This window comes from Streptomyces canus (assembly GCF_001514145.1).
Lineage (GTDB): Bacteria > Actinomycetota > Actinomycetes > Streptomycetales > Streptomycetaceae > Streptomyces > Streptomyces canus.
The window spans coordinates 307,612-327,287 of the sequence record NZ_KQ948664.1; the positions used below are offsets into that span (position 1 = coordinate 307,612).

16 protein-coding genes and 1 pseudogene are annotated in these 19,676 nt (G+C 71.6%); 7 read left to right on the plus strand and 10 right to left on the minus strand.

Going from position 1 to position 19,676, the window contains the following annotated elements:
* The first annotated feature begins 110 nt into the window (after positions 1 to 110).
* Both AQJ46_RS28430 and AQJ46_RS28435 read left to right on the plus strand, forming a co-directional pair.
* Entirely contained in the window at positions 111 to 704 is a 594-nt protein-coding gene (locus tag AQJ46_RS28430; protein ID WP_059208264.1) for a hypothetical protein, read from the plus strand.
* 135 nt (positions 705 to 839) lie between these two features.
* A complete protein-coding gene (locus AQJ46_RS28435; protein ID WP_059208265.1) occupies positions 840 to 2,192 on the plus strand; it encodes a pectate lyase family protein in 1,353 nt (450 codons plus the stop codon).
* 1 nt (position 2,193) lies between these two features.
* Here the strand turns inward: AQJ46_RS28435 and AQJ46_RS28440 are convergent, their stop codons facing one another.
* The 3 genes from AQJ46_RS28440 to AQJ46_RS28450 all read right to left on the minus strand — a co-directional run bounded on the left by AQJ46_RS28440 (position 2,194) and on the right by AQJ46_RS28450 (position 6,163).
* On the minus strand, positions 2,194 to 2,670 hold the full coding sequence (locus AQJ46_RS28440; RefSeq protein ID WP_059208266.1) for a hypothetical protein: 477 nt from the start codon (positions 2,668 to 2,670) through the stop codon (positions 2,194 to 2,196).
* Between the two features lie 77 nt (positions 2,671 to 2,747).
* Positions 2,748 to 4,463, minus strand: coding sequence for a methionine--tRNA ligase (gene metG / locus AQJ46_RS28445; protein ID WP_059208267.1), 1,716 nt, complete (start codon positions 4,461 to 4,463; stop codon positions 2,748 to 2,750).
* 143 nt (positions 4,464 to 4,606) lie between these two features.
* The gene (locus AQJ46_RS28450) at positions 4,607 to 6,163 is read right to left on the minus strand and encodes a VWA domain-containing protein (protein ID WP_059208268.1); all 1,557 of its coding nucleotides are present in this window, start codon (positions 6,161 to 6,163) and stop codon (positions 4,607 to 4,609) included.
* Between the two features lie 272 nt (positions 6,164 to 6,435).
* Between AQJ46_RS28450 and AQJ46_RS28455 the strand changes: the two genes are divergently transcribed.
* A complete protein-coding gene (locus AQJ46_RS28455) occupies positions 6,436 to 8,496 on the plus strand; it encodes a PhoX family protein (RefSeq protein ID WP_059208269.1) in 2,061 nt (686 codons plus the stop codon).
* A gap of 66 nt (positions 8,497 to 8,562) precedes the next feature.
* A pseudogene (locus AQJ46_RS52535) lies at positions 8,563 to 9,222 on the plus strand (IS5 family transposase); the annotation flags it as partial.
* A 78-nt stretch (positions 9,223 to 9,300) separates the two neighbouring features.
* Here AQJ46_RS52535 and AQJ46_RS28465 read toward each other — a convergent pair.
* The 4 genes from AQJ46_RS28465 to AQJ46_RS28480 all read right to left on the minus strand — a co-directional run bounded on the left by AQJ46_RS28465 (position 9,301) and on the right by AQJ46_RS28480 (position 13,870).
* Positions 9,301 to 9,873 (minus strand): dihydrofolate reductase family protein, encoded by a 573-nt coding sequence (locus tag AQJ46_RS28465; protein WP_059208270.1) that lies wholly within the window; start codon positions 9,871 to 9,873, stop codon positions 9,301 to 9,303.
* A gap of 341 nt (positions 9,874 to 10,214) precedes the next feature.
* Positions 10,215 to 12,140 (minus strand): FUSC family protein, encoded by a 1,926-nt coding sequence (locus tag AQJ46_RS28470; protein WP_059208271.1) that lies wholly within the window; start codon positions 12,138 to 12,140, stop codon positions 10,215 to 10,217.
* Between the two features lie 22 nt (positions 12,141 to 12,162).
* Entirely contained in the window at positions 12,163 to 13,113 is a 951-nt protein-coding gene (locus tag AQJ46_RS28475; RefSeq protein ID WP_059208272.1) for an endonuclease/exonuclease/phosphatase family protein, read from the minus strand.
* Positions 13,114 to 13,123: 10 nt separating this feature from the next.
* Positions 13,124 to 13,870, minus strand: coding sequence for an alpha/beta fold hydrolase (locus AQJ46_RS28480; RefSeq protein WP_059208273.1), 747 nt, complete (start codon positions 13,868 to 13,870; stop codon positions 13,124 to 13,126).
* A gap of 75 nt (positions 13,871 to 13,945) precedes the next feature.
* Here AQJ46_RS28480 and AQJ46_RS28485 point away from each other — a divergent pair, with 75 nt between their 5' ends.
* On the plus strand, positions 13,946 to 15,274 hold the full coding sequence (locus tag AQJ46_RS28485) for an aminotransferase-like domain-containing protein (RefSeq protein WP_059208370.1): 1,329 nt from the start codon (positions 13,946 to 13,948) through the stop codon (positions 15,272 to 15,274).
* Here the strand turns inward: AQJ46_RS28485 and AQJ46_RS28490 are convergent.
* Positions 15,183 to 16,013 carry a hypothetical protein gene (locus AQJ46_RS28490; RefSeq protein ID WP_059208274.1) on the minus strand — a complete coding sequence of 277 codons (831 nt, stop codon included), beginning with the start codon at positions 16,011 to 16,013 and terminating at the stop codon, positions 15,183 to 15,185. The genes AQJ46_RS28485 and AQJ46_RS28490 overlap by 92 nt on opposite strands.
* 140 nt (positions 16,014 to 16,153) lie before the next feature.
* On the opposite strand from AQJ46_RS28490, the gene AQJ46_RS28495 reads away from it, so the two are divergent.
* Positions 16,154 to 16,546, plus strand: a complete 393-nt coding sequence (locus AQJ46_RS28495) for a hypothetical protein (protein ID WP_059208275.1) — start codon at positions 16,154 to 16,156, stop codon at positions 16,544 to 16,546.
* Between the two features lie 50 nt (positions 16,547 to 16,596).
* Here AQJ46_RS28495 and AQJ46_RS28500 read toward each other — a convergent pair whose 3' ends face one another.
* A complete protein-coding gene (locus AQJ46_RS28500; RefSeq protein ID WP_059208276.1) occupies positions 16,597 to 17,025 on the minus strand; it encodes a hypothetical protein in 429 nt (142 codons plus the stop codon).
* Between the two features lie 209 nt (positions 17,026 to 17,234).
* Between AQJ46_RS28500 and AQJ46_RS28505 the strand changes: the two genes are divergently transcribed.
* Positions 17,235 to 18,428: a hypothetical protein gene (locus AQJ46_RS28505; protein WP_059208277.1), complete on the plus strand. Its 1,194-nt coding sequence runs from the start codon at positions 17,235 to 17,237 to the stop codon at positions 18,426 to 18,428.
* On the opposite strand, the gene AQJ46_RS28510 is transcribed toward AQJ46_RS28505, so the two are convergent.
* Positions 18,425 to 19,660 (minus strand): amidohydrolase, encoded by a 1,236-nt coding sequence (locus AQJ46_RS28510; protein WP_059208278.1) that lies wholly within the window; start codon positions 19,658 to 19,660, stop codon positions 18,425 to 18,427. The two genes, AQJ46_RS28505 and AQJ46_RS28510, sit on opposite strands and share 4 nt — an antisense overlap.
* Positions 19,661 to 19,676 lie beyond the last annotated feature (16 nt).

Here is a 19,676-nt window from a genome sequence, read left to right on the forward strand (position 1 = left end):
ATGGACATCCCATGGGGGGCGCACAGGTTCCTCGGTGTCTCCGCATAGCGCGGAGGCGTGTCATAGGGGGCAGGAGGTCGCGTCGACCTGCTGACACGCTGGAGGAACCGATGGTTTTCATGGTGCTGCTCGCACTGGTGCTGATTGCCGGGGCGGCCGCCGCGGTGGCCGTGCAGCGGCGTGCGGCCGGCGGGGCCGGGGTGGTGCCGCTGGTGCCGGCGACGGACTTCGACGCACGGGCCGAGGCCGAGCGGTGGGTCGAGCGGCTCGGCGGGAGTCTGTCCACGCCGGACGCCGGCGGCGACAAGGCCGCGGGGCAGGCGCTGGCCGACGCGAACGAGCGGTACCGGGCCGCGCGCGGGCAACTCGCCGCCGCCGGCTCGCCCGCGCAGTACGCGATGGTGAGGCAGACCGCCGTCGAGGGTCTCTACTACGTCCGCGGCGCGCGCACCGCGCTCGGCCTCGACCCCGGTCCCACCCTGCCGGACCTCGGTGCGGCCACCGTCACGGCCCGGGACGGCCGGGTCACGGTCGACGACCGCACGTACGCCGTCTCCGACCGCCCCGGCGGGGCGACGCCCTACTACTACCCGGGCGGTGTCGTCGGCGGCCGACGTGTCCCGGGCGGCTGGTACAGCCGGCCGTGGTGGAAGACGGCGCTGGTGGCCGACGCGGCGGGCGCGGGCGGCGACGGGATTTTCTGAACCGTCCTCCTTGCACGGGAAAAACTTTCCGTGGCGGCAACCTCCCTGATTCCGGCGGCTACTTGAGGACGGAAGCGCCCTTCACGGGTGCTTCACGAAACGCACATGTCCCACCCCCGCATGTAAGGAATCCCCGTGCCCTCTGCCTCCCACCGCCGCTCTCTCCGCACCCGCCGCACCCTGGTCGTCTCCGCCGCCGTGGTGGCCGCGGGCGTCGGTGCCGGTGCCGTCGTGATGAACGCGAACGCCCAGGCCGTGGACCTGTACCACCAGACGCTCGCCGCGAAGGACGGCTGGGCGTCCTCCGGCGCGGGCACCACCGGCGGCACGAAGGCCGACTCCGCGCACACCTTCACCGTCTCCACCCGGGCACAGCTGGTGAAGGCGCTGGGGTCGGCGTCCGAGACCACCCCGCGGATCATCAAGGTCAAGGGCACGATCGACGCCAACACGGACGCCGCCGGCAAGAAGCTGACCTGCGCCGACTACGCGTCCGGCACGGGTTATGCGCTGACGTCGTACCTGAAGGCGTACGACCCCGCCACCTACGGCCGCTCCAAGCTGCCGTCGGGCACGCAGGAGACCGCGCGCGTGGCCGCGCAGAAGAAGCAGGCCGCGAACATCGTCTTCAAGGTGCCCGCGAACACCACGATCGTGGGGGAGCCGGGCACCAAGGCCGGAATCTCCGGCGGCATGCTCCAGATCCAGAACGTGGACAACGTCATCGTCCGCAACCTCACCTTCTCCGCCACCGAGGACTGCTTCCCGCAGTGGGACCCGACGGACGGCGACTCCGGCAACTGGAACTCGAACTACGACTCGGTGACACTGCGCGGTGCGACCCATGTGTGGGCGGACCACAACACGTTCACGGACGCGCCGCACCTGGACTCCGCCAACCCGAAGCACTACGGCCGCGAGTACCAGATCCACGACGGGGCGCTGGACATCACCAAGAGCTCGGACCTGGTGACCGTCTCCCGCAACCAGTTCACCAACCACGACAAGACGATGCTGATCGGCAGCAGCGACAGCGAGCCCGCGGGCAAGCTGCGCGTCTCCATCCACCACAACGTCTGGAAGGGCATCGTCCAGCGCGCCCCGCTGGCCCGTGTCGGCCAGATCCACATCTACAACAACTACTACGACGTCACGACCCTGAACGGCTACGCGCTGCAGTACAGCATCAACTCCCGCGCCAAGGCCCAGGTCGTCGCCGCGGACAACTACTGGAAGGTCCCCTCCACGGTGAAGGTGTCGAAGCTCCTCAGCGGCGACGGCACGGGCGCGATCGCGGGCTCCGGCAACCTGGTCAACGGCACGGCGACGGACCTGGTCGCGGCCTACAACGCCGCGTCCTCGAAGGATCTGAAGACGAGCGTGAACTGGACCCCGACCCTGACGACCGGCCTGGAGTCGTCGGCATCCCTGGTGAAGAACCTGCCGATGTCGCTGGCCACGACGACGGGCGCCGGGGTGCTCTCCTAGCTCAGGTGTCGTAGGTCCCGTCCCACGGTTCCGCGAAGGCGAGGCGGTCCGGGTAGAGCTCTGCCCACTGCTCGCCCTCGTCCTCGCGGATCACCAGACCGAAGCGGACGCCCTCATGGGTGATGCTGAAGGGACGGATCGCGATGTCCGTGTAGGAGCGGCGGGGGAGGCTGCGCAGCAGGGTTCCCCGGTGGACCTGGGCGCGGGTCAGCGGGGAGGCGTCACCGCTCGGGTCGCGTTGTTGTTCGGCCCAGGTGCCGGCGCACCAGATGTCCGAGTCGCGGTAATTGCCCTCGGTGTCGAAGGTGTGCAGGACCGCGTAGAGGCGCTTCTGCTCTTCCCAGCCCTCCTCGAGGTGGAACCCCTCGGGGAAGGCATATGTGATCGACGCCAGGAACTGACCCTCCGCATACCGCCCGATCGTCTCGGTGCGGTGCTTCGGCTCGTACGCGACAGGAATGACCCCGGGCACTGCCATGGCGCAAACCATACGGCTTGGCGCGGACACGGCGATGCCCGGGTCGGTATCCGGACTGCTCGGGGACTGCTCCGGGGCTACTCCGGGGAGCCGCCGAAGCGCTCCTTGTACGTCTCCAGGTCCTCGTCGGTCAGCTTGGCGAAGAGGACCGGGGGGACCGTGAAGGGGATGCCGGGGGTGAGGGCGGTCAGGGTGCGGGCCTCGTCGGCGGTGATCCAGGTGGCCGTGTCGTCCTTGAGGGCGAAGGCCTGGCGCATGGCGGCCGAGGTCGCGGGGATGAACGGTTCCGAGACCACCGCGTACAGGTGGATCAGGTTCATCGCCGTGCGCAGGGTCAGTGCCGCGCCGTCCTTGTCCGTCTTGATCTCCAGCCAGGGGGCCTTCTCCTCCAGGTAGGAGTTGCCCGCCGACCACAGGGCGCGCAGCGCCGCCGCGGCCTTGCGGAACTGGAGCGCCTCCATCTGGGACTCGTACTCCGCGAGGAGGCGGGCGATCTCCTCGCCCAGCTTCGCCTCGGCCTCGCCCGGCTCGCCGCCCGCCGGGACCTCCTCGCCGAAGCGCTTCTTCGAGAAGGACAGGACGCGGTTGACGAAGTTGCCGAGGGTGTCGGCCAGGTCCTTGTTCACCGTCGCCGTGAAGTGCTCCCAGGTGAAGGACGAGTCGTCCGACTCCGGGGCGTTGGCGATCAGGAAGTACCGCCAGTAGTCGGCCGGCAGGATGTCCAGGGCCTGGTCGGTGAAGACACCCCGCTTCTGGGAGGTGGAGAACTTCCCGCCGTAGTACGTCAGCCAGTTGAAGGCCTTGACGTAGTCGACCTTCTTCCACGGCTCGCGTACACCGAGCTCGGTCGCCGGGAACATCACCGTGTGGAAGGGGACGTTGTCCTTCGCCATGAACTGCGTGTAACGGACGTCGGTGTCGACGTCGTACCACCACGACTTCCAGTCCCGGTTCTCCGGGTCCAGGTCCGCCCACTCCTTCGTCGCGCCGATGTACTCGATCGGGGCGTCGAACCAGACGTAGAAGACCTTGCCCTCCGCGGCCAGCTCCGGCCACGTGTCGGACGGGACGGGGACGCCCCAGTCCAGGTCACGGGTGATCGCGCGGTCGTGCAGGCCTTCGTTGAGCCACTTGCGGGCGATGGAGGCGGCGAGCTGCGGCCACTCCTCCTCGTGCGCGGCCACCCACTCCTCGACCTCGTGCTGCAGCTTCGACTGGAGCAGGAAGAGGTGCTTGGTCTCCCGGACCTCGAGGTCGGTGGAGCCGGAGATCGCCGAGCGCGGGTTGATCAGGTCGGTCGGGTCCAGGACGCGCGTGCAGTTCTCGCACTGGTCGCCGCGGGCCTTGTCGTAGCCGCAGTGCGGGCAGGTGCCCTCGACATAGCGGTCCGGGAGGAAACGGCCGTCGGTGGGCGAGTAGACCTGACGGATCGCGCGTTCTTCGATGAAGCCGTTCTCGTTCAGGCGGCGGGCGAAGTGCTGGGTGATCTCGACGTTCTGCTCGCTGGAGCTGCGGCCGAAGTAGTCGAAGGCCAGCGCGAAGCCGTCATAGACCGCCTTCTGGGCGTCGTGCGCCTGCGCGCAGAACTCGTCGACCGGCAGGCCCTGCTCCTTCGCGGCCAGCTCGGCCGGGGTGCCGTGCTCGTCCGTCGCGCAGATGTAGAGGACGTCGTGGCCGCGCTGGCGCAGGTAACGGGAGTAGACGTCCGCCGGGAGCATGGACCCCACCATGTTGCCCAGGTGCTTGATCCCGTTGATGTACGGAAGGGCGCTGGTGATGAGGTGTCGAGCCATCGGGGGCTGCTCCCAGGTTGGTCGTGCGGGTGAGTCGTTTCGCGAGTCTTGAAATCGTATCCGACATGGGTGGGCCGCCCGCTTCCCGTTTTACGCGAGGGGAAGGGGGCGGCCCGGTGGTGAGCTGTGGTGATCTTCGGGGGTTACGGGCGCCAGTTCGCCAGGATGCCCTCGTAGATCTCCGCGTCCGTGAGTTCCTTCGGGGTCTCGCCCGCGAGGAAGTGGGACGTGTTGGGGAGCTTGAGCTTGCGGAGGTAGTCGAAGGCCTTGTTCTCCGGGTCACCGAAGGCGACGAAGGAGAAGAAGACCGTGGGGTGGGTCTTCGCCGCCTCCGTGAGGGCCTGGGTGGCGGGGGTCTTCGCGTCCGGGGCGCCGTCGGTCTGGAAGACGACCAGGGCGGGGGTGTCGGGGGAGTTCTTGGTGTGGTGCGCGAGGACTTCCTCGACGGCCGCGTGGTAGCTGGTACGGCCCATGCGGCCGAGGCCCGCGTGGAGGTCGTCGATCTTGTTCTCGTGGTCGGTGAGGGTGAGCTCGCCGGTGCCGTCGAGTTCGGTGGAGAAGAAGACCACGTGGACCTTGGACTCGGGGTCCAGGTGGGCGGCGAGGGCGAGGGTCTGCTCGCCGAGCGCCTGGGCGGAGCCGTCCTTGTAGTACGGGCGCATGCTCGCCGAGCGGTCGAGCACGAGGTAGGTCGTGGCGGTGGTGCCGGTGAGCTCGTGGGTGGTGAGGGCCGTGGCGGCGGCGGTGTAGGCGGTGCGGAGGGTGGGGGGTACGGCGGGGTCGTTCCCACCGGCACCATCCGTGACGGCCTTGTCCTCGCCCTCGGCGGCCGCGAGTGCGTCGTCCGCTGCCGCGGGGGCCGGGGTTTCGGGGGCGACGGCCGGTTCCGGTTCCGGCTCCGGGGTGACCTCGGCGGCCGGCTGCGGCTCCGGTTCTACGACGGTCTCGGGCTCCGGGTCGGAAGCCGGCTCGGGCTCGGGCGTGACCTCGGCGACCGGCTGCGCCGCTTCGACGGCGACGGGCTCGGGCTCGGGCTCCTGGACGGAATCCGGCTCCGCCTCGGCGACCGGCTCTGCCTCGGGCTCGACGGCGGAGTCGGGAGTGACCTCTGCCGCCGGTTCGGGCTTCGTCTCGGGTTCCGGGGTGGCTTCCGGCTCAAGCTTGACGACCGGCTCCGGCTCCGGTGCGACCTCCGCCACCAGCGGCTTCTCTTCCGCCACCGCGGCAGGGGCCGGCTCTTGTACGGCCGCGTCCGTCGCCACCGGCTCTTCAGCGGCGGGTTCCTCGGTAGCAGGCTCCTCGGCGGCGGTCTCCGGGACGGTCACGTCCTTCGCCACCGGCTCCTCCGGCGTCGATTCCTCGGCCACCGGCGTCTCAGGCGCCGCATCGTCCCCGACCGGCTGGGTCGGGATCTCCGCGTTCTTCGGGGTCGCCGGCGTCTCCGCCGAAGGCGTCGGCTTGGAGGCCGCCGCCTTGTCGAAGGCCGCTGCGACCAGTTCGTGCTCGGAGGACGTGGAGAGGGTGGAGGTACGAGGTTCGGGGACCGTAGCCGCCTTCGCGGGCGTCGGCTCGGGTGCCGGAGAGGGGACCTTCGGTGCCGTCTCCTGCGAAGGAGTCGTCTCCGCACCCTCTGCCTCGGTGGCAGCCCCCTTGCGTGATCGGCCGCCGAACGCGTTCCGCAGGAGAGTGAGAATGCCCATGTGCGCAACCCTTCGCATGAGTTGTAGCCCGTCAATCCCTGGCCAGGACGGACACGTAAGGTTAGCGGCCCCGGAAGGCGATCTTCGGCAGGGGCGGGTGCACAGGGCTCCGGGCGTCAAGACCTACTTCCGGACTTCACCCGCGCGCGGCGTCAACTCCGCTACGTCCACCCCCGGTTCATGCACCGTTCACCGCCCCGCCCCGTTCTCGCACGGACGCACACCTACCGTCCGTCAAGCGAGCTTCAAGGGGAAGCAAGGGGAGAGCAAAAGTGCGCGTACAGCTGCCGTTGATCAACACCGTCCATGGACGGTCCGCCCTGACCTGTCGTTTCCGGTGTGGTGACGCCTGTTTCCACCCGGCGCCCAACACCTCTTCCAACCCGTACGTCGGCGACGTCATCGCCACCGCGCTCAGCCGCCGCTCGATGCTGCGCGCCGCCGCCGTCGTGACGGTCGCCGCTGCCGCCGGCACCGCGGGCACCGTCGTCACGGCCCCGTCGGCCGAAGCCGCCGCCCAGCAGACCACGGCCAAGCCCAAGCCGAAGGGCAAGGCCGCCCGTGGACTCCGGTTCACCCCCGTCGCGCCCAACACCGCCGACACCGTGACCGTCCCGGCCGGCTACTCCCAGAACGTCGTCGTCCGCTGGGGCGAGCCCATCCTGCGCGGCGCCCCCGCCTTCGACCCGGACCGGCAGACGGCCACCGCCCAGGCCGGCCAGTTCGGGTACAACAACGACTTCCTCGCGCTGCTGCCCCTCCCGGGCGAGCGCGGCCGGCAGATACTCGTCGCCAACCACGAGTACACCGACGAAGTGCTGATGTTCCGGGGCTACGACGCCGCCGCCCCCACCCGTGAGCAGGTCGAGGTCGCCTGGGCCGCGCACGGGCTGTCCGCCGTCGTCGTGGAGGAGAACAAGAAGAACGGCGCGCTCACCGTCGTACCCCGGCACCACCTCAACCGGCGCGTCACCGCCACCACCGAGTTCCGGCTGACCGGGCCCGCCGCCGGGTCCGACCTGCTCAGGACCTCCGCCGACCCCACGGGCCGGAAGGTTCTCGGCACGCTCAACAACTGCTCCGGCGGCACGACCCCCTGGGGCACCACCCTCCACGGCGAGGAGAACTTCAACCAGTACTTCGCCAACGCCGGCCGGGCCACGGACAAGCGGTACGGGATCGGGACGGGCGCCAGCGAGCGCAAGTGGGAGCGGTTCGACAGGCGGTTCGACGTCGCCCAGGAGCCCAACGAGGTGCACCGCTTCGGGTACGTCGTCGAGCTCGACCCCTACGACCCCTCCTCCGCGCCCCGCAAGCACACCGCGCTCGGCCGGTTCAAGCACGAGGGCGCGACCGTGCGGCTCACGCACGACGGGCGGCCGGTCGTGTACTCCGGCGACGACGAGCGGTTCGACTACTTCTACAAGTTCGTCGGCAGCAAGCGGATGAAGCACGGTAGTGGTCGGGCCGTGCGGGAGCACAATCTCTCGCTGCTCGACGAGGGGACGCTGTACGTCGCCCGCCTCACCGGTGACTCCCCCGCCCTCGAGATCGACGGGACCGGGAAGCTTCCCGCCGACGGGGAGTTCGACGGCGGCGGGGAGTGGATCCCGCTGGTCACCGCCACGGCGAAGGGTGCCGTGTCACACGTCGAGGGGATGACCGCCGACGAGGTGTGCGTCTTCACCCGGCTCGCCGGCGACAAGGTCGGGGCGACCAAGATGGACCGGCCCGAGGACATCGAGCCGAACCCGCACTCGGGCAAGGTGTACGTCGCGCTCACCAACAACACCAACCGCGGTGTCGGCACGAACGCCCCCGCCGACGAGGCGAACCCCCGCAACGCCAACAAGCACGGGCACATCCTCGAGCTCACCGAGCGGTGGAACCGGGCCGACAGCACGAAGTTCGCCTGGACGCTGTTCCTCGTCGCCGGGGACCCGGAGGACCCCGCCACCTACTTCGCGGGCTTCCCGAAGGACGCCGTGAGCCCCATCTCCTGCCCGGACAACGTGGCCTTCGATCCCCACGGGAACCTGTGGATCTCCACGGACGGGAACCAGCTGGGGTCCCACGACGGACTGTTCGGGGTCGCCACGAAGGGGGAGCGGCGGGGTGAGCTCAAGCAGTTCCTGACCGTGCCGACGGGAGCCGAGACCTGCGGCCCGCTGGTGCAGGACCGGCGAGTGCTGGTGGCGGTGCAGCACCCGGGGGAGATCAGCGGCGCGACGGTGGAGAAGCCGGCGAGCACGTGGCCCGACGGGCCGGGGAAGATCGTGCGGCCGGCGGTCGTGGCGGTGTGGCGCAAGGACGGGGACGACATCGGGGTTTAGGCATTTTTGTTGACACAGCGGGTCAATCCAGCGGAGAGGTACGGCAACTGGCGAGGCGTCTACAACCGGTTGCTGATGTGGGCTGTCGACGGGACCTGGGAACGGGTCTTCACCACACTTGATGGCCCAGGCAGACGCCGATGAGGACCTGACGTGGGCCGTGTCGGTGGGCTCCACGTTCGTGCGAGCTCACCAGCACGCGGCCGGGGCCCGCAAGAAGGGCCCCGGCCGGCGAACCGGCCGACCACGCCATCGGCCGGTCCCCCGGCGGGCTGACCACCAAGATCCACCTCGCAGCCGATGCCCTCTGCCGGCCCCTGGCGTTCGTTCTCACCGCCGGACAGGCCGGCGATGCGCCCGCCTTCACCGACGTCATGGCCCGCCTGCGCGCTCCCCGACGACGTGGTCGTCCGCGCACCAGGCCGGACGTGGTCCTGGCGGACAAGGCCTACTCATCCCGCGCGATCCGCGACCACCTGCGCGAGCGCGGCATCCAGGCGGTGATCCCGGTCCCGGCGGATCAGCGTGGCCACCGGCTGCGACGGGGTGGCCGGGGTGGCAGGCCGCCGCCTTTCGACCGCGGCCCACAAACAGCGCAACACGGTCGAGCGGTGCATCAACCGCCTCAAGCAGTGGCGCGGCATCGCCACCCGCTACGAAAAGACCGCGACCATCCACCTCACCGCACTCCACGTCGCAGGCATCTTCCTCCGGTCCGCCCGCTGATCCGACGTCCGCCGGGCAGGTCGGTCCGACGAGTGCCACGTCCGGGCACGCGACGGCAGGGCGAATGCGGGAGCCCTTTCAGCGGAAGACGTCGAAGACGTTCTTCTGCAGGCCGTTGGCGTAGACCTCGTGCTCGACGAGCTTGAGCTTCTGGGTGTCCTTGTCCGTGGCGCTGAAGAGCCGCTTGCCCGCCCCGAGCAGGAGCGGGAAGACGAGCAGGTGGTAACGGTCGATCAGGCCGGCGTCCGAAAGGGCCTGGTTCAGGGAGGCGCTGCCGTGGACGATGATCGGGCCGCCCTCGGTCTCCTTCAGCGCGGCAACGTCGTCGAGCGAGCGCAGGATCGTCGTTTCGCCCCAGTTCGACACCAGGTTGTCCTCGGTGAGGGTGGTGGAGACGACGTACTTCGGCATCACCTTGTAGTCGGGGAAGTCCTCCATGTCGGGCCACACCGGGCTGAACACCTCGTAGCTGGTCCGGCCCATCAGCATCGCGGAGGCCTCCTTCTGCTCCCGGCCCTTGATGTCGAATGCCTCGGGGAGGAACTCGATGTCCTTGGCGGTCCACCCGGAGTTCCGGTAACCGGGCTCGCGGCCCGGGGCCTCCACGACGCCGTCGAGCGAGATGAAAGCGGTGCTGATCAGGGTGCGCATCCAAGGCTCCTCATTTTCTCGTGTCCGGTTCTCAGCAGATTCGGTCGGTGCACGCTTCGCCCCCACTCGCGGCTGCAGCGCACCAGCCATGAGCTCTGACTGCGGATCACGGAAAACCTCATCGGCCGTCGCCCGTCCTTCCTGGCGGCCTCGGCCATCCGGATCACCTCGGGGAGCCACACACGTGCCCGACTGCGGGACCTACCAGCAGCGCAACAGCGACGGGCGGTGCATGACCCGCCTGAACCGGTGGCACGGCATCCCGATGTAGTCGGGCTCGGTGATCCAAACGAAACTGCCCAGGGGTACCGGTGCCGCTGTGGGCCCGGGGGTGGGCGCGGCTAGGACGGTTGGGTGACGGCCCTGGCTGCCGCCACCTCCTGCCGTAGTGGCTCCAACACGCTGCCCGCCGGTCCGGTCAGGTCCGTCCTGACCGCGTACAGCACGTCCACCTTCCGCAAGCCGTCCGCCAGTTCGCGGAGTTGGAGCACCACTTGCTCCACCTCGGCGGCGGACGGCCGGGCCGCCCCATGCCGTACCCGCACCCTCGCCGCCGTCGTCGCGTCCACGATCCGCTCGACCGCGACGACCAGCGGCCACCAGGCCGCCGCCCGGCGTCCGGTGGGCGGCGGCTCGGTCAGCGCGCGCTGGAACTCCGTGCGGATCACCGAGAGGTCGCGGTAGAGGCGGCGGCGCATGCGGGCGCGGGCGGCGGGGTCGGGGGCGGACCCGAACGCCGACTCCACATAGCGGGCCGTGTCGGCGACCGCGTCGGCGAGCCGGTCGCCGACCCGTGTGTGCCAGCTCTCCGGCCACAGCAGGTAACCCGCGACCAGGGCGATTCCGCAGCCCATCAGGGAGTCCAGCAGGCGGGGCATCAGCAGGGCCGTGCCCTGGTGGTTGAGGACGTCCGACAGCAGGAGGATCACGGGGGTGATCGCCGCCGTCTGGTAGCCGTAGCCGCGAGGGGTGAGCGCCGGGATCAGCGGGGCCAGCAGGAGCATCACCAGGACGTCCCACCCGCCGCGCGGCACCTGCGAGAGCACCGCCGCCGCGACCACGAGCCCCGCCACCGTGCCCAGCGCCCGCAGCAGCGCCCGCGAGAACACCGAGCCGAAGTCCGGCTTCAGCACGAAGGTGATCGTCAGGGCCACCCAGTAGGAGCGGGGGACGGGGACGATCGAGACCAGCGCCTGGGCCGACCCGATGCACAACGCCAGCCTCAGCCCGTAACGCCATGACGCCGCCGACAGGGCGACGTTCCGCGCGGCGCGGGCCGCCCGGACGCCGAGCGCGGCCGGGCGGCCCAGGCGGTCGTCGATGCCGCGCGGGTCCACATCCGGTACGGCGACGACCTCGGCCGCGTGGCGCAGGGCGTGGTCGACGGCCCGGGCGGTCTCCGACAGCGGCACGGGCAGGCCGAGGCCTATCGGGCCCGTGTAGCCGGTCTCCACCGCCCGGGCGAGATGGCGGACCGTCTCCGGGATCTCCGGTGCCAGCGGCTCACCGGACAGGTGGGCGGCAGGGGCCGCCTCCACCACCGGGGTGATCGCGTTCAACTGGGCCAGCAGGCGGGTCAGTTCGGGACTGCGGCCGTGATGGCGGGCGCGCCGGGCCAGGACGAGGTCGTACGACTGGTTCAGGGACTGGGTGACGGCGTGCCGTGCCTCGTCGTACTCCGCGCGCCCGCAGGCGGCCATCAGGTCGGCCACCGTCCGGTACGTGGCCGCGACCGCCGTCCGTTCCGGGACCCCGGATCTGAGCGGCCAGGCGAGCAGGGCCAGCAGCAGGACGAGGAGCCCGCCGCCGGTCATCAGCAGCGGGGCCAGCCACCAGTCGCCCGGCATCGGCAGGCCCGCGCCCACCACGGAGTTCAGCAGGAGCAGCAGTCCCGAGACCGAGGCGACCGCGCCGATCGTCGAGATCATCCCGGAGACGAGGGCGACGCAGGTGACCGCGACGACCGCGGTCCACCCGTGGCCGTACACCAGCGAACCGAGCGTGATGCCGACCGCGCCGAACAGCTGGGGAATCGCGATGTTGAGGATCCGCATGCGGTACGCGTCGGCGGTGTCGCCGATGACCCCGGACAGGGCGCCCATGGAGGCGAGGGCGCCGTACTCCGGCTGATCGACCGAGAGGCCGATCGCCAGGGGGAGGGACATCGCGATCGACGCGCGGGCCACGGCGGCCCAGTTGACGGGTGCCTGTTGCGGTTGGAGGTTCCGGATCAGCCAGTCGGGTGGGGTGAGGCCGATGCGGGACATGCGGCCATTATGAACACCCAGGTCAACCGGGCCTGTGGAGCGCGATGTCCACCAGCAGGGCACGGTGGTCGGTGTCCGCCAGGTCCAGGAAGTGGGCGTCGCTCGCCGAGAAGTCGTCCGACACCAGCACGTGGTCGATCTGCGCGCCGATGGCCGGGGCGGTGCGGGCCGGCCAGGTGGGCGTGCGGCCGGAGCCGGCGAGGCGGGCCGCGTCGCGCAGCCCGGTGTCGAGGATCGCGCGGAAGGCCGCATGGTCCTGGGAGGCGTTGAAGTCGCCGGCCAGGACGGTCGGGGTGCGGCCCGGGGAGGCGGCGAAGTCGCGCAATCTGTTCAACTCCCGCCGCCACACGTCCAGTTGGCCGGGCAGCGGGGGCATCGGGTGCGCGAGTTGCAGCCGTACGGCGTGACCGCGCACGTCGGCGACGGCCCCGGGCATGCCCATGGTGCTCCCGGGGATCCCGGCGGCGGGCTTCAGGGGGAAGCGGCTGAGGACGACGGACCCCGTCGAGCCGGCGCCCTCCACAGACTGCCGGTACGGATAGCCCTCGGACAGGGACCGCCGCAGTGCCGCCGAGCAGCCGTAGTCGCACTCCTCCACGAACACGATGTCCGGTCCCTCCTCGCGGACGGCGGCGACGAGGGCGTCGGTGGCCTGTCCGAACTCGACGTTCGAGGTCAGGACGCGGAAGGAGGCGAGCACCCGGCCGTCCGGCTCGCCGCCCTGCCCGTACGGGGCGATGAACCACGCCAGCAGCCCGAGGAGCACGCCCGCCCAGATCGTCCCGGGCCACCACCGGGTGAGCAGGGTGAGGGCCAGGCCCGCTCCGGCGGGCGCGAGCAGCCAGGGGAGGAAGGCGAGGAGCTGGGGGACGGGAGTGACGCCGTCCGTGTCGGCGAGCCGGCATCCCATGATCACGCTCACGGCGGCGAAGAGCAGGGCGGCGCTCCAGATACCGAGCCTTCGGCGGGTCACCGTCCCGAGCCTACGATCGGGCGTCGACCTTCGCCAGGAACTCCCCGAGCACGGCGTTGAACTCCTCTGCCCGTTCCAGGTTGGGCAGGTGCGCCGCCCCCTCGAAGACGTGCAGTTCCGACTCCGGGAGCGCCGCGTGCAGGGCCCGCGCGTCGGCGACCGGTGTGTAGGTGTCGTCGGCGCCCACGGCCACCAGCGCCGGGACGGTGACGCGGGTCAGCAGCTCGCGGTAGTCGGGGCGGGCGGCGCGGGCGCGCAGGGCGGCCGCCGCGGACTCCGGCCGGGTGGCCGTCATCATGCCGTGGACATGCGCCTTGACCTCGGGGGAGGCGTACGGCGCGACCATCTTCTCCAGCACCTCGTCGGCGTACCCGCGCATGCCCTCGCGCAGCAGCCGGTCCGCCGTCGCGTGCCGAACCCGCGCGCCCTCGGGGGTGTCCGCCGCCGGGAAGGTGTCGGCGAGGACCAGACCCCGGATCCGCTCGGGGAAGAGCCGGTAGCAGCCCATGGCGATCTGGCCGCCCATGGACAGGCCCGCCAGCACGCACGCCGTCACGTCCAGTTCGTCCAGCAGCGCCTCGATGTCCTCGGCGAACCGGTCGAAGCGCTCGACCGGCGCGGGCGGCACCGCGGCGCCGTAGCCGCGCAGGTCCGGGGCGATGACGCGGCGGGAGGCGGAGAACGCCTCGATCTGCGGGCGCCACATCGTGTGGTCGAAGGGGTGGCCGTGGACCAGTACCAGGGGGATCGCCGTCATGACGCCGACCCTAGGTCGGCGCCACTTCTCGGTGCAATAAAATCTTTGCCCTCGGTGCAATCACAGGGGGCCTTGGTGCACGACTACCGCCGTATCGCCGACCGCATAGCCGCCGACATCACCACCGGACGGCTCCAGCCGGGCGAACGCCTGCCCCCGCAGCGGAAGTTCGCGCGCCGGCACGGGATCGCCGCGTCGACGGCGGAGCGGGCGTACGGCGAACTCGTACGGCGCGGACTGGTCGTCGGAGAGGTGGGCCGGGGCACCTTCGTGAAGGCCACCGCGCCGCTGCGGCCCGGCCGGGGACTCATCGAGGACGCGGGCCCGCCCGTCAACCTGGAGCTCAACTACCCGTCCGCCGAAGGCCAGTCCGAGCTCCTCGCCGACGCTCTCGCGCCCCTGCTGCGCCCCGACGTGCTGACCGAGGCCCTCCGCCCGGCCGCCGCCACCGGCACACCGGCCGCCCGCGAGGCCGTCGCCGCCCTCCTCACCACCCCGGGCTGGCGCCCCGACCCGTCCCGGATCCTCTTCACGGGCAACGCCCGCCAGTCCGTCGCCGCCGCCCTCGCCTCCCTGGTGCGGCCGGGCGGCCGGGTCGGGGTCGAGGAGCTGACGTATCCCGTGGTCAAGGAGATCGCGGCCCGGCTCGGCATCACGCTGGTACCCCTGGCCACGGACGAGGAGGGCCTGCGCCCCGAGTCGGTGGCCGCCGCCCATCGCACGGCACCACTGTCGGCCCTCTATGTGCAGCCGACCCTGCACAATCCGACCTCCGTGACGACCAGTTGCGAGCGCAGGCGTCAACTCGCCCTGGCAGTGAGCGACTTGGACCTTCCCGTCGTGGAGGACCGCATCTGGTCGTTCCTCGCGGAGAACGACGACCCGCTCGCCGCCCTCGCCCCCGCCCTCACCCACGTCGTCGACGGACTCTCCAAGCGGGTCGCGCCCGGGCTCACCGTCGGCTTTCTCGTCGTACCGGAGAAGCGGGTGGACGCGGTGGCGGACGCCGTCCGTTCCGGTGGCTGGAGTGCGGGGCGGTTCGCGCTGGAGGCGGGGGTGCGGTGGACGGCGGACGGGACCGTGGCGCGGTTGGTCGAGGCGAAGCGGGCCGACGCGGCGCACAGGCAGCGGGTGCTGGCCGAGTGCCTGGACGGGTTCGCCGTACGGTCCGATCCGCGCGCGTACTACGCCTGGTGGCACCTCCCGGCCCCCTGGCGGGCGGACACCTTCACGGCCGCCGCCGCGGCGCTCGGTATCGCCCTCGCGCCCGGGCCCTCCTTCGCCGTCGACCCGAACCGCACCCCGGACGCGGTCAGGCTTGGGCTCGCGTCGGCTGCTGTGCCGGATCTGGAACGGGCCCTGCGGGCCCTCGCCGGGCTGGCGGCCGGCCGTACCGACCGGTGAGCCAGCAGGTCAGGGCCACCGCCAGGCCGACGGCCACGAGCAGCCAGGAGACCGTGCGCAAGGTGGCGGTCAGGGCGTCGTAGACGGCGCCCACGGCCGGGCGGTGCACCGGGTCGGGCAGATCGGTGAGGGTGAGTCGGCGGCCCACGGCGACGGCGAGACTGAGCAGCGCGCCGCCGAGTGCGGTGCCGAGGGCGGTCGCGGTGAGGGCGCGGCGGCGGCAGGCGGCCACCGCGATCCCGGCGGCGGCGAGGACGGCGGCCGAGACGGGCAGCCAGAAACCGGCGACTTCGAGCACGTCGTAGCCCTTCCGAAGACGGTCGAGTTGGGACGCCGGGAGCACGGCGATCTCGGTGCGGGGCAGGGCGACCCGGTGCTCCACCCGGGCGGCGATCGGGGCGATGTCGACGGTCACCTCGTGGTGGCCGCCGTCCCGGACGGCCCTCAACACGGCCTGGTGGACCGCTCTGTTGCCCTCGTCCCAGGCGGTGCCGAAGGCCGGGGTCCGGGTGAAGGAGCGCACCAAGGGCCTTACCGGTTCGCCGACTTCGTCCTCCACCGCGTCCGCGACGCTGTCCCGCACGGCGGGGTCGGCGGCGAGCGGTGCCATCGTCGTGACGTACCGGCCCGTGTCGGCGAGGCCGTACGCCGCCCAGGCCGCCACCGCGCCGAAGGGCACGAGCAGACAGGCCAGGGCGATCAGGGCGGCCGACAGGGCGCCGCGGACACGAGAGGTCACCCTTCAAGCCAAAACGACCACGGGCCGCCGCGCGAGCCGTGGAGCTGGGGATTCCGCCCTCCGGTGGAGGGTTCACCCGAACGGGTGTCTCATTGGATCAGGGGAGACCCGGGGAGATCAGGGGAGAAGGAGGCCGATCCATGCGCACCACGACGGGCCTGCGGACCCTGGCCGTTGCCCTGCTCACCGGCGCAACACTCTCCGCCACGGCGGCGGGCACCTTCGCGACGGCAGCCCCGCCCACGTACGCCGAAGGCCATCGCGGCGGTCCGATCCGGGGCACCGTCGTCTCCCGCACCCCGATCGACGTGCGGGCCGCGCCCACCACGCACTCCGCCGTCGTCGACCTTCTCTCGCCGGGCAGCCGGGACCGGGTGACGTGCAAGGTCCGCGGACAGAGCGTCAACGGCAACCCGAACTGGTACTGGCTCACCGGCGCCCGGGGCTGGGTCAGCGCCGCGTTCGTCGACACCGGTCGGCGTTCCGTGCCGGCCTGTGCCGATCCGTGCCCGCAGTGGAAGAACGTGGGATGAGGGAAGTCGTGGACCCCGGCCCTTGCCTGGCCGGGGTCCACGCGCGTCCGCTACCGGATCCGGTTCCCCGCGCCGTCCTCGCGCGTGTAGTAGCGGTAGAAGAACACGACGAAGATCCCCGCCGCGACCGCCATCCCCAGCGCCGTCGAGCGCAGCACGCTCTCTCCCGTCTGGCTGTACAGGAACCCGACGGCCGCCCCGGCGAAACCGGACTTGACGGCCGAGTGGAGCTCCCGCTTCAGCAGGGGGGCGAACGTCGCCACGGCGATGCACAGCACGATGAACGCGATGGCCGTGACAAAGCCGAACAGCAGGTTCCAGCCGGTGATCGGCCCGCCGTCACGGCGGTTCGCCGCGGCCCAGTAGCCGTAGACCAGCCCGAGCACGACCGGGATGCCGTACCTGGCGGCCGTGTGCACCTTGGCGTCGAAGACATCGGGTGTCCGGGCGAACCCGCCCGCGGGTGCCGCATGAGCCATGAGAGCACTCCTCTCTCCACCCCCCGATACACCCCCGCCTTCCAGAGCACACCTGGGAACGGGCCCTGGCAAGTCGAATGCCGTGTTCGCGATCCGCGGGGCCGACGAGCGGGCAGGAAAGGGACGTTTGCCGCCCTGGGAACTCCCCTTCGCAGCCGCAGCGGTTACCGTGCTGCCGTAAGTGATCGACGGGGGATGGGGAGGGACCGATGCCCGGAACCGTGCTGCTGCTCGCCGCCTCACCGGTGGGCAAGAGCCGTCTGGTGGACGCGGCGTCCGTGCTTCCCGTCCTCGCGGCCGTGCCGCCCGCCGTGCTCTCCGGCACCGACACGGCCAATGTCGTGGAGCTCGCCGACCCCCTGGAACCGCAGGCCGTCCTGACCCGGCTGCGCGCCGTCGCGGCCACGCCGGGCCCGCTCACCGTCTTCATCGCGGGCCAGCTCGCCCTGGACCGCCGCCAGCACCTCCCCCACCTCGCGCTGGCCCGCACCACCCCGGCCACCGTGCGCTACACGGCGCTGCCCTGGCAGTGGATCCGTGAGGAGTTCCGGCTGCGTTCCCCGGGCTCGACGACGCTCCTGGTCGACCTGCACGCCGACGCGGAGGCGTGGGGATGGCTGCGGACGCACGCACTCGACTCCGGGCGCAACAACGCGGTGTTCGGACGGATCGCGCCGCCGCCCTCCAGGCGCACGGTGGCCGTGCCGGCGTACATGAAGACGATCGCGACGATCCTGCGCAGCGGGTGGCGTCCGCCGGTCGAGCAGTTGCATCAGCAGGCGTTCGGGCGGCTGGGCCCTGACGCTTACGGGGACGTCGTGTTGACGGTGCCGCCTGCTCCGGTGGCCGTCCCCGGTGGCTTGGCCCCCAGACCCGCCTATCGGCCTGAACGGCCTCCTCGTCCGCAAACGCCGGACGGGGGGCCGGCGGGTGCGGGACAGGCTCCTCAAGCGCCGGCCGTCGTTCCGTCCCAGCCGCAGGACCCCCACGTACAGATCACCGCCGCCGTCCAGGCCGGCCGGCACCAGGACGCCGACGCGCTCGCCCTGGCGCACGAGCAGGCCGCCGCGCGGGCGCACGGGGTGGCGTCCGAGCAGGCCCTGCACTGGTCGGAGGTGCGGGCGGACCTGGCGATGTTCGCGCGGGACTCGGCGCGCAGCTGCCGGATCTGGCTGACCGTGGCGGAGACGCGGCTGACCGCCGGGCAGAGCCCGGACGCGCCGACCGTGGAGAAGGCCGTGGACCGCGCCCACCACCAGTGGGGGCAGGTCCGCGACAAGACTCAGGCCCAGGAACTCGGCGCCCTGCTCGCGCAGTTGCGCGCCCGCGTCCCCGGCCGTCGCCCGGGCGCCCTGGAGAACGTACAGAAGCAGTTGCGGGAGCTCCAGGCCACACCGTTCTAGACGAGACAGGCCAGCGCCCCCGACACCAGCGTCCGCACCCCCGGCGCCACCGTCGACAGGTCCGGGGCGAAGTGCGGGCTGTGGTTGCTGGGGACGGCGTCGAACTTCTCCATCAGGTCCGCGCCCGGCGCCGCCTCCCAGGTGGCGGCCGGCGTGCAGGTCACGAACCAGTAGGAGTACGGGAGTTCGCCGAGCGCGAGCTTCGAGAAGTCCTCGCTGGCCATCGCCGGGCCGGGGTCGAAGACGGTGTCGGTACCGAAGACCTCGCGGTGCACGGCGGCGATCCGTCGGTCGGTCTCCGGGTCGTTGACCGTGGCCGGGAACGAGCCGCCCAGGGTCACCTCGGGTTCGCGCGGGCAGCCCGCCGCATGGCATTCGCCCTCCGCGATGCGGCGGATCGCGGCGATCATCCGGTCCCGTACCGCCTCGGACTGGGTGCGCAGGTTCAGGGAGATACGGGCGGTGGCGGGGATGATGTTCGGGGCCGTGCCCGCCTCGATCCGGCCGACGGTCAGCACGGCCGACTCGCGCGGCTTGATCTCCCGGCTGACGACCGTCTGGAGCCGCGTGACGATGTAGGCGGCCGTGACGACCGGGTCGACCGTCGTCTCGGGGCGCGAGCCGTGGCCGCCCCGGCCGTGCACCACGATCTCCACGTCCGTCGTCGCCGACATGATCAGGCCCGGCACGTGCGCGTACAGGCCCGCCGGGCCCGGTACCGCGTGCTGGCCGAGCAGGACGTCCGGGCGCGGCACACGGTCGTAGAGCCCGTCGGCGACCATCGCGGCCGCCCCGCCGCCGGCCTCCTCGGCGGGCTGGCCCACCAGGAGCAGCGTCCCGGACCAGGCGTCCCGGCCGTCCGCGAGCGCCTTCGCCGCCCCCGCCAGCCAGGTCACGTGCAGGTCGTGCCCGCAGGCGTGCATCACCCCGGGCGTCTTCGAGGCGTACGGCAGCCCGGTCCGCTCCTCCACCGGCAGCGCGTCCATGTCGGCGCGCAGCAGGACGGTGGGCCCGTCGCCGTTGCGCAACAGGCCCACGACGCCGGTGCCGCCGATGCCCTCGGCGGTCTCGAAACCGGCCGCCTTCAGCCGCTCGGCGAGCCGGGCCGCCGTGCGGTGCTCCTCCAATGACAGCTCGGGGTGGCGGTGCAGGTCCCGGTAGAAGTCCTCGAGATCGGCGACCGGGAGGTCCGCGGTGAGTTCCAGGGCGGTGCGGGCCGAGGCAGAGGTCATGCGATCAGGGTGTCAC

Excerpts from the sequence above, each read along its gene's own strand:
- metG (WP_059208267.1), bottom strand. The coding sequence starts at position 4,463 with ATGGCTCGACACCTCATCACCAGCGCCCTTCCGTACATCAACGGGATC.
- AQJ46_RS28500 (WP_059208276.1), bottom strand. The coding sequence starts at position 17,025 with ATGGCTCATGCGGCACCCGCGGGCGGGTTCGCCCGGACACCCGATGTC.
- AQJ46_RS28505 (WP_059208277.1), top strand. The coding sequence starts at position 17,235 with ATGCCCGGAACCGTGCTGCTGCTCGCCGCCTCACCGGTGGGCAAGAGC.
- AQJ46_RS28495 (WP_059208275.1), top strand. The coding sequence starts at position 16,154 with ATGCGCACCACGACGGGCCTGCGGACCCTGGCCGTTGCCCTGCTCACC.
- AQJ46_RS28440 (WP_059208266.1), bottom strand. The coding sequence starts at position 2,670 with ATGGCAGTGCCCGGGGTCATTCCTGTCGCGTACGAGCCGAAGCACCGC.
- AQJ46_RS28450 (WP_059208268.1), bottom strand. The coding sequence starts at position 6,163 with ATGGGCATTCTCACTCTCCTGCGGAACGCGTTCGGCGGCCGATCACGC.
- AQJ46_RS28465 (WP_059208270.1), bottom strand. The coding sequence starts at position 9,873 with ATGCGCACCCTGATCAGCACCGCTTTCATCTCGCTCGACGGCGTCGTG.
- AQJ46_RS28470 (WP_059208271.1), bottom strand. The coding sequence starts at position 12,140 with ATGTCCCGCATCGGCCTCACCCCACCCGACTGGCTGATCCGGAACCTC.
- AQJ46_RS28480 (WP_059208273.1), bottom strand. The coding sequence starts at position 13,870 with ATGACGGCGATCCCCCTGGTACTGGTCCACGGCCACCCCTTCGACCAC.
- AQJ46_RS28510 (WP_059208278.1), bottom strand. The coding sequence starts at position 19,660 with ATGACCTCTGCCTCGGCCCGCACCGCCCTGGAACTCACCGCGGACCTC.
- AQJ46_RS28430 (WP_059208264.1), top strand. The coding sequence starts at position 111 with ATGGTTTTCATGGTGCTGCTCGCACTGGTGCTGATTGCCGGGGCGGCC.